This window comes from Bradyrhizobium sp. 23AC (genome assembly GCF_054863025.1).
Genome location: NZ_JAVAYN010000016.1, coordinates 86,252 through 100,065 on the forward strand (window position 1 = coordinate 86,252; position 13,814 = coordinate 100,065).

Consider the following 13,814-nt stretch of genomic DNA (forward strand, 5'->3'; position numbering starts at 1 on the left):
TGAAGTCCGACGGAAAAATGACAGGAATTCCGCTGCGTTAGCGGCTTTTCCTCATTCCCGGTCTTGTGTTTTCGCTCTCAATCCGGTTTCACTGCAACCCATCACTGATTCCCAGAGTATTACCATGCGGTTGTCGCGGTTCTTTCTGCCCATCCTGAAGGAAAATCCGAAAGAGGCGGAGATCGTCTCGCATCGGCTGATGCTGCGCGCCGGCATGATCCGGCAGGAGGCGGCCGGTATCTATGCCTGGCTGCCGCTCGGCTTTCGCGTGCTGAAGAAGATCGAGCAGATCGTGCGCGAGGAGCAGGACCGCTCCGGCGCGCTGGAACTGTTGATGCCGACGCTCCAGCTTGCCGACCTCTGGCGCGAGAGCGGCCGCTACGACGCCTACGGTCCGGAGATGCTGCGCATCGCCGACCGCCACAAGCGCGAGCTCTTGTACGGGCCGACCAACGAGGAAATGATCACCGAGATCTTCCGCGCCTATGTGAAGTCCTACAAGAACCTGCCGCTGAATCTCTATCATATCCAATGGAAATTCCGCGACGAGCAGCGTCCGCGTTTCGGCGTGATGCGCGGCCGCGAGTTCCTGATGAAGGACGCCTATTCCTTCGATCTCAACGAAACCGCGGCGCGCGTCGCCTACAACAAGATGTTCGTGGCGTATTTGCGGACCTTTGCGCGGATGGGGCTGAAGGCGATCCCGATGCGCGCGGAGACCGGCCCGATTGGCGGCGACCTCAGCCACGAGTTCATCGTGCTTGCCGAAACCGGCGAATCCGGCGTCTTCATCAATCGCGACGTGCTGGACCTGCCGGTGCCGGGCGAGGACGTCGATTACGACAGCGACCTGACGCCGATCATCAAGCAATGGACCTCGGTCTACGCCGCCACGGAAGACGTCCACGACGCGGCACGGTTCGAGCAGGAAGTGCCCGCGGACAAGCGGGTGAACACCCGCGGCATCGAGGTCGGGCAGATCTTCTATTTCGGCACCAAATATTCCGACGCGATGAAGGCCCTGGTGGCGGGCCCCGACGGCGTCGACGTGCCGATCCATGGCGGTTCCTACGGCGTCGGCGTCTCGCGCCTGCTCGGCGCGATCATCGAAGCCTGCCATGACGATGCCGGCATCAAATGGCCGGAGGCGGTTGCGCCGTTCCGCGTGTCGATTCTCAACCTCAAGCAGGGCGATGCCGCCGTCGATGCCGCCTGCGAGAAGCTTTATGCCGAGCTCACGGCCAAGGGCGTCGACGTGCTCTATGACGACACCGACCAGCGCGCCGGCGCCAAATTCGCCGCCGCCGACCTGATCGGCATCCCCTGGCAGATCATGATCGGACCGAAGGGGCTCGCCGACGGCAAGGTCGAGATCAAGCGGCGAGCCGACGGCTCCCGCGAGACCATGTCGCCTGCGGACGCGGTCGCAAGACTTGTGGGCTGATAAGCTTGGTCGGCTGAATATTGTTCATCGCCCGATATCGCGGCCGCCAATCCGGCCACAATTGACCCCGAATCATGGGATTATCGAGCGATGGATGAGACCATGACCGAAACCGTGCAAACCGCGCCTTTTGCGCCATTCGAGTGGATGCTGTCGGCACGCTATTTGCGGGCGCGCCGCAAGGAGGGATTCATCTCGGTCATCGCCGGGTTCTCCTTCCTCGGCATTATGCTTGGCGTGGCGACGCTGATCATCGTCATGGCCGTGATGAACGGTTTCCGCAAAGAGTTGCTCGACAAGATCCTGGGGCTGAACGGGCACATCCTGGTGCAGCCGCTGGAATCGCCGCTGACCGACTGGAAGGACGTCGCCGACCGCCTCAGCCAGGTCAAAGGCATCCGGCTCGCCGCGCCCGTGGTGGACGGCCAGGCGCTGGCGTCCTCGCCATGGAACGCCTCGGGCGTGCTGGTGCGTGGCATCCGCTCCGACGACCTCAACAACCTCACCTCGATCGCCAAGAACATCAAGCAGGGCTCGCTCGAGGGCTTTGACGACGGGCAGGGCGTCGCGATCGGCCGGCGCCTCGCCGACCAGCTGTCGCTGCATGCCGGCGACAGCATCACGCTGGTGGCGCCGAAGGGCGCGGTCACGCCGATGGGCACGACACCGCGGATCAAGCCGTACAAGATCGTCGCCGTGTTCGAGATCGGCATGTCCGAATACGATCTCGGCTTCGTGTTCATGCCGCTCGCGGAAGCGCAGGCCTATTTCAATCGCAGCAACGACGTCACCTCGATCGAGGTGTTCACCACCAATCCCGATCAGATCGTCGCCTTCCGCCAGGCCGTGACGGAGGCCGCGGGCAGGCCGGTGTTCCTGGTGGACTGGCGGCAGCGCAATTCGACCTTCTTCAACGCGCTCCAGGTCGAGCGCAACGTGATGTTCCTGATCCTGACCATGATTGTGCTGGTCGCGGCCCTGAACATCGTGTCCGGCCTGATCATGCTGGTGAAGGACAAGGGCAGCGACATCGCGATCCTGCGCACGATGGGGGCCTCGCAGGGCTCGATCATGCGCATCTTCCTGATCACGGGCGCCTCGATCGGCGTGGTCGGCACGCTGGTCGGCTTTGTCGTCGGCCTCGTGATCTGCCTCAACATCGAATCCATCCGGCAATTCCTGTCATGGCTGACCAGCACCGAGCTGTTCTCGCCAGAACTCTATTTCCTGTCGAAACTGCCCGCCGAGATCGACGTCGGCGAGACCACGGCCGTCGTCATCATGGCGCTGACGCTGTCGTTCCTGGCGACGCTGTATCCGTCGTGGCGCGCCGCGCGCCTCGATCCTGTCGAAGCGCTGCGGTACGAGTGAGGGGTTGATGGAGCAGCAGCAGGGGGCGGAAGACGTACCGGTCATTTATCTCCACGAGATAAAGCGGCAGTACTTGCAGGGCGAGGTGCCGCTGACGATCCTGGACGGCGCCAAGCTCGCGCTGTGGGCCGGACAGTCGGTGGCGCTGGTGGCGCCGTCGGGCTCGGGGAAATCGACGCTGCTGCACATCGCGGGGCTATTGGAAGCACCCGATTCCGGCGAGGTCTATGTCTCGGGCGCGCCGACCTCGCAGCTGCCCGACATCGAGCGCACCCAGCTGCGCCGCACCGATATCGGCTTCGTCTACCAGTCGCACCGGCTATTGCCGGAGTTCTCGGCGCTCGAGAACGTCATGATGCCGCAGATGATCCGCGGCCTCAAAAAGTCCGAGAGCGTCAAGCGCGCCAAGGAGATCCTCGGCTATCTCGGCCTCGGCGACCGCATCACCCATCGCCCGGCCGAGCTGTCCGGCGGTGAGCAGCAGCGCGTCGCGATCGCGCGCGCGGTGGCCAACGCGCCGCGGGTGTTGTTCGCGGACGAGCCGACCGGCAACCTCGATCCGCACACGGCCGATCACGTGTTCCAGGCCCTGATGCAGCTGGTCAAGGCGACCAAGGTCTCGATGCTGATCGCGACCCACAACATGGAGCTCGCCGGCCGCATGGACCGGCGGGTGTCGCTGTCGAACGGCCAGGTGGTCGAGCTCGAGTAACAAGCCGTGAGCGCAAGATGCGCCGTCGATAGCCCGTTGCGCGACCGGCTTACCTCTGCGAGCTAGTACATCGAGCCCAATCAGGAACGCTCAACCATGCTCACCGTCTATGGCGAAGGTCGCGGCTTCCGTGTTGTCTGGCTGCTCGAGGAACTAGGATTGGCCTATCGGCTGCACCCGGTCGATCTGCTCGCAGCCGAGATTGATCGCGATTTCCTCGCGATCAATCCCGCCGGCTTCATTCCGGCACTGCAGGACGGCGAGACGATCATGGTCGAATCGATCGCGATTCTTGAGTACCTGCTCGCCCGTCACGGCTCTGGTTCGCTAACCGTCGCCCCGGACGATCCCGCCTTCGCTTCCTATCTGCAATTTCTTCACTTGGGCGAGGCCGGGCTCGCCGGGCCGATGAACGCCGTCATCGTCGGTCGCCAACTGGCGCCCGAAGCCGAGCGAGATGTCCGGGTTACCCGCTGGGCACTCCAGACCTTCGAGAGTCGGCTGGGGTTGGTTATCCGCCGCCTCGCGGATTGCCCCTATCTTGCCGGCGACCGATTCACGGCCGCCGATATCTCGGTGAGCTACGCCCTCCTACTCGGCCTGCGAACCGGCAACTATGTCCCCGGTTCTACCGAGCGGGACTATCTCGCCCGCACGACGGCACGCCCTGCCTACGTCCGAGCGATGGAAAGCTGCCAGGCCACCAGGGCTTGGGCGGCGAGATCACCGGGATTGTAGCGCTCGCTTGAAGGGCGGCTCACGACCCTAACAAAAATGCGAAAACAACCCCATGCACAGTAGCCAAGTGCCTGGCCGGGCTGACGAAAAAAATCGGCGACGGCGCTCTGCCGCGCTCCTAAAGCGCGATGCGATTAGGATGAACCGTCATCGCGCTTTAGGTTGTTGTTTAAGCATGATCTTTTCGGAAAACCGCTGCGCACTTTCCCGGATCATGCTTTAGGGCTCAGGGCCTAATCACCGTCATTTTGAACGGTCCGCCATTGGCCGCGGCGTGCGCCACCGCCTCGTTGGCGTGGTCGAGGTCGAAGGCCGTCGTCTCATATTCCTCCAGCTTGAGCTGCCCCGCGCGCACCAGCGCGATCAGACGGCTCGCGGCATCCGGCGGGTACATCCAGACGCCGTGGATGCTGATGCAGTTGCGCATGATCCAGGGGTAGGGAAGTTCGAGGCCCGCGCCGCCGGCCATGCCGACGCCGCCCATCAGCACGACGCGCCCATAGGGACGCACCGTCATGATCGCCGCACGCACGACGTCGGCGCTCACGGAGGGCGGCATGATGTCGAACACGCAATCGATCGGACCGGGCGCTGCGCGCTTCATCGCCTCGCGGTCGTGATCTTCATTGCCAGTAAGCTTGACCGGTTGCACGCGGCTGCCGAAGCGGCGGACGAGGTCGGCGAGGATCTTCTCGTTGCGACCCGGCGTGACCACGCTGGCTGCGCCCATCGCCAGCGCAACCGAGACGGCCGCGCTGCCGAAATTGCCGGTGGCCCCGCTCACCAGCACGGTCTCTCCGGGCTGGAGGTTTGCGGCAAGAAAGCCGCCATAGGGCACCAGCAGCGTCCCTAGCGCGCACCATCGCGTCGCGTCCTCGGACGTGATCGCGCCGAGCCGCTTCACATTCTCGGTCGGCAGGCGCATCTGCTCGGCAAAGGAGCCGTGGCGAAAATGCTGTTGCAGCCGCATGCCGCCGGGGCCGGCGGCGGTGAGCCCCTGGAGGGCGATATCGGGCGCTACGACATCATCGCGCGAGCGCACCGTCGGGTCGCAAAACACCCAGTCGCCAACGCTGAGCTTGGTGGCATCCGGACCGATCGCGCGCACCCGGCCGATGCCGCCGGGACCGGGGATAACAGGCAGATCGAGCGCGTAATTGCGTGTCCCGTCAAAAACCTCGTTCATGTAGGACAGCACGCGCGTGGCGACGATGTCGACGATCACCTCGCCGGTGCCGAGCACCGGATCGGGGACGGTCTCGATCGCCAGCGGAGAACCGAAGGATTTAAGTACGGCAGCTTTCATGGATGTTCACCTCAACGTCGGGGTGAATCCCATATGCGCCGCCTTGGAGGGGACAAGAAGGCCTGGTATTATCCTAGTATTCCAAAGACCCTCCATGTTGGGAGCGACATCATGGCCGATCCGCGCCGCGTTGAATTCGGCGACTTCCTGAGGTCTCGCCGCGAAAAGCTGTCGCCGAAGACGGTTGGCCTTCCGGTCGGCCGGCGCCGGCGCACCGCGGGGCTGCGCCGCGAGGAGGTCGCGCAGCTCGCCGGCATCGGCGTCGACTGGTACATCCGCCTCGAACAGGGCCGCACCGTCAGCCCGTCGGTGACCACCGTCGATGCGCTGGCCCGCGCACTCCGCCTCAGCAAGACCGAGCACGCGCATTTGAAGGCGCTGGCGCGCGACGGCGCCAGGGGGGCGTTCACGCGCGAGATCGTGCCGCCGCCGATCCAGCGGCTGGTCGAGAGCCTGCCGCATCCGGCGTATATCACCGGGCGGCGCTGGGACGTGCTGGCCTGGAACGCGGCGGCCGAGGAGGTCTTTGCCTTCGGTCAGTTGCCAGAGCAGGATCGCAATACGCTGCTGCTGGTGATGACCAACAAGCAGACGCGAAAATTCTACGGCGCGAGCTGGACCGACGTCGCCAGAAGCATGGTCGCGATGTTTCGCGCCAATCACGACGTCTGGGCCGGCGATCCCGCTTTTACGGAGCTGCTGACGCGGCTGCGCCAGGGCAGTCCGGAATTCGTCAAATGGTGGGAAGCCCACGACATCCGCAACACCGCCTCGGGCCTCAAGACCATGAACCATCCGACCAGGGGCGTGCTCCGGTTCGAGCACACCAGCTTCCAGGCCAACGACGATCCCGCGCTAAAGCTGGTGATCTACACGCCGGTCGAGGGCTGAGGGAGGGGGCAGGCTTCAGCTCTTGAAGACTGGTTTGCAAGACTGCGCGCTACGGCGCGGGTGTGGCCGCAGGCGTTGCGCTGACGTTCGGCAGGGTACCACCTGCTGTCCATGGACTGTCCGTCCAGGGTGTCGGCTGCAGAGAATTCGTCGTCCAGGGTTTTGCCGGGCCTGTCGCCACTGAGGTGCACGACGTCCCGAGCTGCGTCCACACCGACGCCAAACCGGTCGTGTCGATGTTGAAGCTTGTGATATCAGCCCGTCCCTCTGGTTCCGGCGTGGTTTCCCGGACCTGCAGGGAGTGCGAGGCCAGCACTGCCTTGACCATGTCGGGGTCGACGGCGCCGTTCCAGACCTCGTACTTCCCGAACCGCACCGGAGGCCCTCCGGCCTCCTTGCTCATGTCGGCGCTGGCCGCGATCAGGATCGTTTTCTTGCCGGCAGCCGATGCGTCGATCTCGCCGGCGAACATCAGCGGCACGCGCTTCTTGTTTTCGCAATAGAGGCGCCATTCCATGGTCCGGAACGAGGCATCGCTCTCCTTCTTCACCGCGGCGATCTTGCTGATGAACGGTCGCGCTCCCTTTTCCAGCCGCCACATCGTCTCGGCCAGCGGTCGCGTGTCGATCCCGAACCGGTAGAGCTCGGGCCGCGTCAGCACGTGCAGGCTTTCAAACTTCACTGTGCTGATCAGTGCATCGAGCTCGCGGCTGATTCCCATCGCCGCAATGAACGCGGCGCGGTCGCGGTCGGCGCCGGCGATCCGGCGCCGCCGCGCTTCCGCGACCACTTCCGGAGGCGGATTGCCTCGAAACCGGAGGATGAGCCTGGAGTTATGGACCGCCAGCGCGGCATCGGGCGCAACCTCGCGAGAGGTCGCTCCGAGAAACAGGTAACCGCATGCCGAGTTGCACATCGCATGATAGGTGCTGAGTTCGGCCTCGACCTCGCCGGTTGCGTTCTTCATCTTCAGGCATGCGGCGTCGATCTGCGTGCCCGCGGCGCACGCCGTCGCGATCGTCCGGCCCACCCGGGCGATAGCGTTGCGGCTGCGCAGCAGCCGGGCGATCACATAGGACTGCTCAACGTTTCCACCGGGCGAATGGAGGTAGATCGGGCGCTGCAGGTCCTTGACGCCGGCGAGGAAGCGGCGAATGCGGGACGCTGCGTCCTGATCGATCTGGCCCTCGATCGCGATCCAGCGGTCGCAGCCCGGCCCGCACGCGTCGGGCGCGCCTTTGGCAAGATAGATCGTCAGCCTGGAGGCAAAGCCGGGTTTCTCGGCCGGCGGTGCTTCTGCGCGCAATGCACCAGGACACGAGAGGAAGAAAAGGACAAGCAGGACTCGGACGAACATCAATTGTGAGACCGCGAGGTGAATATCAATTGCCGACGCTACACGACGGTCGATGTCTTCACAACTTGCAGTGGCGCATTGCTTTGCGGTTGTTTGCCGAGGTCAGGATGGGCCTCCTGCTTTTCCCGAGATGGCCCGGCTCGTTAGCCGCGACCCGGCGCTTGGTCCAGGTCTTCCGGAACCTTAACCCATTCATGAGGTTATCAGGCGGCGCAGGTTCTCTCGCTGGCTCGCGAGCTGATGCCGCAAGATTGCCGAAACGATATTCGGTGAAGCGAACAAAGTGACGGGGGAGTCACATGACAACGGCGGCCGGGGAGAACTCGACCGATCGCAATGCCGTCTTGGCTTCCCTTGGGGACCACATCCGGGAGATCGCCAACCCTGACGATCTCGCTTATGCCGCGGCAGAGTTGCTCGGCCGCAGCCTGAAGGTCAGCCGGGCGGGCTACGGCACTGTCGATACGTCGGCCGAGACCATCACCATCGCTCGCGACTGGAACGCGCCGGGCATTTCGAGCCTGGCGGGAGTGCTGCACTTCCGCGACTATGGCGACTACATCGAAGATCTGAAGCGAGGCGAGACCGTCATCTGTGCCGACGCGGAGAAAGATCCTCGCGTTGGCGACCGCGCTCGCGCGCTCGAAGCGATATCCGCTCGTGCGCTCGTCAACATGCCGATCTCCGAGCCCGACGGGGTCGTTGCGCTCCTGTACCTCAACAATGCAACACCGCGGGAATGGAGCCCCGAGGAGCTCGAGCTCATCCATGATGTCGCCGAGCGCACGCGCACTGCCGTCGAACGGCGGCGCGCCGAGGCAGCAGTGCGGGAGAACGAGAGCCGTCTGCTGTTCCTAGATGCACTCAGCAGGGAGACGGCCAAGACTCGCGATGCCGATGGCGTGATGGCGGTGACGACGAGGATGGTCGGCGAACATCTCCGAGTGTCGAACTGTGCCTATGCCGACATGGATCCCGATCAGGACGGCTTCACCATACGCGGGGATTGGGCGGCCCCCGGTGCGATGCATATCCTCGGCCATTACAGTCTGGCTGACTTCGGTGAAAAGGCCGTGCGAGAGCTCGGTGCCGGCAGGCCTCTCATCATCAACGACAATATGAAGGAGATCGCGCCGGAGGAAGCGGCGACCTTCCAGAATATCGGGATAGGTTCGACGATTTGCATGCCCTTGGTCAAAGAAGGGCAGCTCACGGCGTTGATGGCCATACACCACCGCAACCCGCATCAATGGACGCCGCGCGAGCTTGCGTTGCTCACTGAGGTCACGGAGAGATCGTGGGCCCACATCGAGCGCGTTCGGTCGGAGCAGGCAGCACGTGATGCTGCCGAACGCCTGAGCCTTGCGAACAAGGCGGCAGGAATTGGTACCTGGGACTATGATCCGGTCAACAACGTTCTTGGATGGGATAAGCGCTGCAAGGAGGTGTTCGGTTTATCACCCCGCGCCGAAGTGAGCTATGAAGGCGCGTTCCTGAAGGGTATCCATCCGGACGACAGGCAGCGAGTTCACAAGGCCGTATCAGCAGCCCTGATGCCGGACTCCCCGAAAAGCTACAACATTGAATTCCGGACCATCGGCATCGAGGATGGTGTCGAACGCTGGATTGCGGCGACGGGGCAGGCCATCTTTTCCAATCGGCAGGCCGTCCGGTTCATCGGGACGGTTCTGGACATCTCGGCGCAGAAGAAGACCGAGCGCCAACTTCGAATCCTGAATGATACGGGCGCATCGGTCGCCCGCGAGCGCGACCTCGAGAAGATCGTGCAGATCGTGACAGATGCCGGCGTCGAGCTGACGGGCGCCCAGTTCGGGGCCTTCTTTTACAACGTTCTGGCGCCGGACGGCGGCAGCTACATGCTCTATTCGTTGTCCGGAGTGCCGCGATCCGCCTTCGAAAGTTTTCCCATGCCGCGCAACACCGCGGTGTTCGAGCCGACGTTCAAGGGCACGGGCGTCGTGAGGTCTGACGACATCCTGCGGGACCCGCGCTATGGCAAGAACACACCACGTCGAGGCATGCCAGAGGGACACCTTCCAGTCCGATCCTACCTCGCGGTCCCCGTCATCTCGCGAACGAGCGAGGTCCTCGGCGGACTGTTCTTTGGCCATGCAGAGACCGGCAAATTTCACGTCGAGCACGAGACGGCGTTGCTCGGGATCGCCGGTCATGCCGCTAGCGCCATCGACAACGCTCGGCTCCTGACCAAGCTCGAGGCGCTTAATACCGAACTGGAGAAGCGTGTCGCCGACGAGATCGCCGAACGCATGAAAGCCGAAGAGCAATTACGGCAATCCCAGAAGATGGAAGCCGTGGGTCAATTGACCGGAGGTATCGCCCACGACTTCAACAATATGTTGGCCGTCATTCTCGGCAGTTTGAATCTCGCCAAACGACGGCTCGGCAACGGAGAGGTCAGTATCGACCGCTTCATAGAGGGCGCGATCGATGGCGCAAATCGCGCTGCCACCTTGACGCAGAGGCTGCTCGCGTTCTCGCGCCAGCAGCCCCTGGCGCCGGAGGTCGTGGACATCAACAGGATGATTGGAGGGATGAGCGAACTGCTCGAGCGGTCGCTCGGAGAGCTTATCCGGCTCGAGACGGTCCTTGCGGCCGGGCTTTGGCGCGTCAAGGCAGATCCGGCCCAGCTGGAAAGCGCCGTCATCAATCTTGCAGTCAATGCGCGTGACGCCATGCCGAAGGGCGGCCGACTGACGATCGAAACCAGCAACGCCTCGATCGACCGCAAACTTGCTCGCGAATATGCGCTGTCACCCGGACAGTATGTTCTCGTTGCCATGACGGACAACGGCACGGGAATTCCGGCGGATGCGCTGGGAAAAGTTTTCGACCCCTTCTTCACGACCAAGGTCGTGGGTAAGGGCACCGGTCTCGGCCTCAGTCAGGTCTACGGCTTCGTGCGGCAGTCGGGTGGTCACGTCAAAATCTATTCGGAGGTCGACGTCGGCACGACGGTGAAGATCTATCTTCCACGCTTCGCGGGCCAAGAGGAGGCGGCCGCAACTTCGTCGCAAAGCGTGACACATCCCGGTGCAAGCCTTCAGAGCGAGACCATCCTCGTTGTCGAGGACGATGAGCGGGTTCGCGGCATCTCATCCGAAAGCCTGCGTGAGCTTGGCTATACCGTCGTCGAAGCCGCGAGTGCCAAGGAGGCGATCAGGACGATCGAAAACGGTCTCATTCCGGATCTGCTATTTACCGACGTCGTCATGCCCGACATGACGGGCGCTGAACTTGCGGCCGAGCTGTCGAAACGATACCCGGATCTGAAGGTGCTGTTCACCACTGGCTACACGCGCAACGCAATCGTTCACAACGGCATGCTAGATGCCGGCAAGCATCTGCTGTCCAAACCCTTTGCGATCGAAGATCTGGCCGCCAAAGTCCGTACCTTGCTGGACGAGATTTGATCCGGCTATTCGGTCCGGCAAATCCAGCCGGTCCAGCCCACCGGTATCCATTCAAGCCCAGATGCTTTGGTTCGCAGCCGATTGGCGAAACTGTGAGCCCGCCTGCGGCATCATAGCCCTAATTGAGCGGATCAAGGGTCTGATCGCAGCCACTCCGAAAAGGCGCGGATGGTTCTCGCGCGCGGATGGCCTGCCTTACTGACCACATGGAAGCCGTAGCCAGGCAAGCTCAACTTGAACGCCTTCACGAGCGTACCGGCGGCGAGGTCGTGTGCCGTGAGCACATCACTGAACACTCCTATTCCTTGTCCTGCGATCACCGCCTCGATGGCGTGCAATTCCTCGCGGAAACTCAGATGCTGCATGTCCTTGAACGGGGGTACCTCACGCCATCTGCGCTGAGCCGCGGCGAGCCATCGCTGCCAGGTGGGCGGCTCACGATCGGCGGGCGACCAGTAGGAGTGGATCAGGACGTGATTTGCGAGGTCGAGCGGTCGCATCAAGCGCCCCGCTGCAAGCAGGCGCGGACTGCAGACGGCCCAGAATGTATCGGTGAAGAGATCTTCGACGATGCCGTCTGTCGGTCGTACTCGGCTGGTCGCGTAGCGAATGGCGACGTCGCCGTCTCCGGCCTGCAGGTCGAGCACCGTGTCAGTGCCGATGACCTCCAGCGGCACGTCGGGATGCAACTTGCGCCACAGGGGCAGGCGAGGCACGAGCCAGCGGCTGGCGAATGCGTTGGTCGTCGTCACCCGGAGAGGCTGTTGGGCGCCTTCCTGCTTGACGCTCGCAATGGCCGCGGCAAACACCTCGAGCCCGCCGCGTATGGCGGGGAAAAGCCGCGCTCCGGCATCGGTCAGCGAGAGCGGCCGTGGTCTGCGGCGAAACAGAGCGCGACCGCAATAAAGCTCGAGCAACCCGATCTGGTGGCTGATCGCCGTTGGCGTCACGCCGAGTTCTGCCGCTGCCTTCTTGAAGCTCAGGTGGCGGGCGGCGGCTTCAAAAGCGCGAAGCTCGATCAGGGGCGGGAGCTTGTGCATGCCCGCCCAGTCTAGGTGAAACTAATTCATCGTCACCTGAATTCTTCGGATTTGCGCGGAGATGGTGCGCGGTCGAGGATATGGCGGGTCAAGCTGAGGAGATCAGGTCATGTCGTCCATCGCATCTGTCGCCAGCGCTGCCGCCGATCTTGGCGCCTCCTTCGGAGGACAACTGCTCAAACCGGCGGACGAGGGCTATGAGGAAGCGCGAAAGGTCCATAACGGGCTGGTCGACAAGCGGCCGGCATTGATCGCCAGGTGCAGCAGCGTGGCCGACGTCGTCGACGCCGTCGCTCTTGCGACCAGGCTCGGCCTCGAGGTCGCCGTTCGCGGCGGTGGCCACAATGTAGCAGGACGCGCAACCATCGACGGCGGGATCATGATCGACCTCTCGCCCATGAAGGGCGTCCGGGTCGACCCGGTCGGCAAGTCCGTCTGGGCGCAGGGCGGGGCGACCTGGGGCGAGCTCAATCGCGAAACGCAACTTCACGGACTTGCGGTCACGGGCGGCGTGGTCTCGACCACCGGGATTGCCGGCCTGACCCTCGGCGGAGGACTGGGCTGGCTGATGGGCAAGTACGGTCTGGCACTGGATAATCTGCGGGCCGTCGAACTCGTCACCGCTGATGGCAAGGTTTTGCGCGCCAGCAGGCAAGAGGAGCCCGATCTGTTCTGGGCCCTCCGCGGCGGCGGCGGAAACTTCGGGATCGCCACCAGTCTCGAATACGATCTTCATACCGTCGGACCGATCATTACCGGCGGTCCGATCGTCCATCCCATCGAACGCTCCCGTGAGGTGCTCGAATTCTTCCGGACCAGCACGCGGTCGCTCGCGGACGAGCACATGCTGTTCGCATCCCTGACGCATGCGCCGGACGGCTCCGGCACGGAGGTCGCGGTCCTGGTCACCAGCCACTGCGGTCCGCTGGCGGATGCCGAACGAGCGGTGCGGCCGCTGAAACAGTTCGGGACTCCGATCCTGGATGCAGTGGGGCCGATTCCCTATTGCGACCTCAACCGCATGCTCGACGCCAACTACCCGAAAGGCGCCTTCAACTATTGGAAATCGAACTTCCTCGCGGAGCTCAGTGATGGCGCGATTGCGACCATGATCGAATGTTTCGCGCGCTGCCCGACTCCCATGGGGCAGTTTCTGGTCGAACACGTCCACGGCGCGGCGGCCCGCGTCGATACCGTGGATACGGCATTTCCGCATCGCCAGGAGGGCTATAATTTCCTGATTCTCGCGCAGTGGATGCAGGCCAGCGATACCAGCCGTTGCATGTCCTGGGCGCGCGACACCTACGAAAGGATGCGGCCCTTCTTCGCCTCCGGCCGCTATGTCAATTATCTTGACGATGACGAGACGGGCGATCCTGTCGCGGCCGCCTATGGACCGAACTACCGGCGCCTGCAGCGGATCAAGGCGAAATACGACCCGACCAACTTCTTCCGCATGAACCAGAACATCCGGCCCCTGGCCTGATTGCCGGTTGAGGATTT

At 63.4% G+C, this 13,814-nt stretch carries 10 protein-coding genes; 7 read left to right on the top strand and 3 right to left on the bottom strand.

Annotated elements, in window-relative coordinates:
• The first annotated feature begins 124 nt into the window (after window positions 1-124).
• From proS to RAD10_RS29730, 4 genes are all read left to right on the top strand, one after another.
• Window positions 125-1,444: a proline--tRNA ligase gene (gene proS, locus RAD10_RS29715; RefSeq protein ID WP_104461511.1), complete on the top strand. Its 1,320-nt coding sequence runs from the start codon at window positions 125-127 to the stop codon at window positions 1,442-1,444.
• A 90-nt stretch (window positions 1,445-1,534) separates the two neighbouring features.
• Window positions 1,535-2,815, top strand: a complete 1,281-nt coding sequence (locus RAD10_RS29720; RefSeq protein ID WP_018320183.1) for a lipoprotein-releasing ABC transporter permease subunit — start codon at window positions 1,535-1,537, stop codon at window positions 2,813-2,815.
• A 7-nt stretch (window positions 2,816-2,822) separates the two neighbouring features.
• Entirely contained in the window at window positions 2,823-3,527 is a 705-nt protein-coding gene (locus RAD10_RS29725; RefSeq protein ID WP_018320184.1) for an ABC transporter ATP-binding protein, read from the top strand.
• A 96-nt stretch (window positions 3,528-3,623) separates the two neighbouring features.
• Complete coding sequence (locus tag RAD10_RS29730; RefSeq protein ID WP_461620283.1) at window positions 3,624-4,265, top strand: glutathione S-transferase family protein; 642 nt, start codon at window positions 3,624-3,626, stop codon at window positions 4,263-4,265.
• 226 nt (window positions 4,266-4,491) lie between these two features.
• Here the strand turns inward: RAD10_RS29730 and RAD10_RS29735 are convergent, their stop codons facing one another.
• Window positions 4,492-5,571, bottom strand: a complete 1,080-nt coding sequence (locus RAD10_RS29735; RefSeq protein ID WP_461620284.1) for a zinc-binding dehydrogenase — start codon at window positions 5,569-5,571, stop codon at window positions 4,492-4,494.
• Between the two features lie 111 nt (window positions 5,572-5,682).
• Here RAD10_RS29735 and RAD10_RS29740 point away from each other — a divergent pair, with 111 nt between their 5' ends.
• Entirely contained in the window at window positions 5,683-6,462 is a 780-nt protein-coding gene (locus tag RAD10_RS29740) for a helix-turn-helix transcriptional regulator (RefSeq protein ID WP_461620285.1), read from the top strand.
• 49 nt (window positions 6,463-6,511) lie between these two features.
• Here the strand turns inward: RAD10_RS29740 and RAD10_RS29745 are convergent, their stop codons facing one another.
• Entirely contained in the window at window positions 6,512-7,819 is a 1,308-nt protein-coding gene (locus RAD10_RS29745) for a COG3904 family protein (RefSeq protein WP_461620286.1), read from the bottom strand.
• A gap of 299 nt (window positions 7,820-8,118) precedes the next feature.
• Here RAD10_RS29745 and RAD10_RS29750 point away from each other — a divergent pair, with 299 nt between their 5' ends.
• Window positions 8,119-11,271, top strand: coding sequence for a GAF domain-containing hybrid sensor histidine kinase/response regulator (locus RAD10_RS29750; RefSeq protein WP_461620287.1), 3,153 nt, complete (start codon window positions 8,119-8,121; stop codon window positions 11,269-11,271).
• A gap of 131 nt (window positions 11,272-11,402) precedes the next feature.
• Here RAD10_RS29750 and RAD10_RS29755 read toward each other — a convergent pair whose 3' ends face one another.
• Entirely contained in the window at window positions 11,403-12,311 is a 909-nt protein-coding gene (locus RAD10_RS29755) for a LysR substrate-binding domain-containing protein (protein WP_461620288.1), read from the bottom strand.
• Window positions 12,312-12,420: 109 nt separating this feature from the next.
• Between RAD10_RS29755 and RAD10_RS29760 the strand changes: the two genes are divergently transcribed.
• Window positions 12,421-13,797 (top strand): FAD-binding oxidoreductase, encoded by a 1,377-nt coding sequence (locus tag RAD10_RS29760; protein WP_461620289.1) that lies wholly within the window; start codon window positions 12,421-12,423, stop codon window positions 13,795-13,797.
• Window positions 13,798-13,814 lie beyond the last annotated feature (17 nt).

Excerpts from the sequence above, each read along its gene's own strand:
- proS (WP_104461511.1), top strand. The coding sequence starts at position 125 with ATGCGGTTGTCGCGGTTCTTTCTGCCCATCCTGAAGGAAAATCCGAAA.
- RAD10_RS29720 (WP_018320183.1), top strand. The coding sequence starts at position 1,535 with ATGGATGAGACCATGACCGAAACCGTGCAAACCGCGCCTTTTGCGCCA.
- RAD10_RS29725 (WP_018320184.1), top strand. The coding sequence starts at position 2,823 with ATGGAGCAGCAGCAGGGGGCGGAAGACGTACCGGTCATTTATCTCCAC.
- RAD10_RS29730 (WP_461620283.1), top strand. The coding sequence starts at position 3,624 with ATGCTCACCGTCTATGGCGAAGGTCGCGGCTTCCGTGTTGTCTGGCTG.
- RAD10_RS29735 (WP_461620284.1), bottom strand. The coding sequence starts at position 5,571 with ATGAAAGCTGCCGTACTTAAATCCTTCGGTTCTCCGCTGGCGATCGAG.
- RAD10_RS29740 (WP_461620285.1), top strand. The coding sequence starts at position 5,683 with ATGGCCGATCCGCGCCGCGTTGAATTCGGCGACTTCCTGAGGTCTCGC.
- RAD10_RS29745 (WP_461620286.1), bottom strand. The coding sequence starts at position 7,819 with ATGTTCGTCCGAGTCCTGCTTGTCCTTTTCTTCCTCTCGTGTCCTGGT.
- RAD10_RS29750 (WP_461620287.1), top strand. The coding sequence starts at position 8,119 with ATGACAACGGCGGCCGGGGAGAACTCGACCGATCGCAATGCCGTCTTG.
- RAD10_RS29755 (WP_461620288.1), bottom strand. The coding sequence starts at position 12,311 with ATGCACAAGCTCCCGCCCCTGATCGAGCTTCGCGCTTTTGAAGCCGCC.
- RAD10_RS29760 (WP_461620289.1), top strand. The coding sequence starts at position 12,421 with ATGTCGTCCATCGCATCTGTCGCCAGCGCTGCCGCCGATCTTGGCGCC.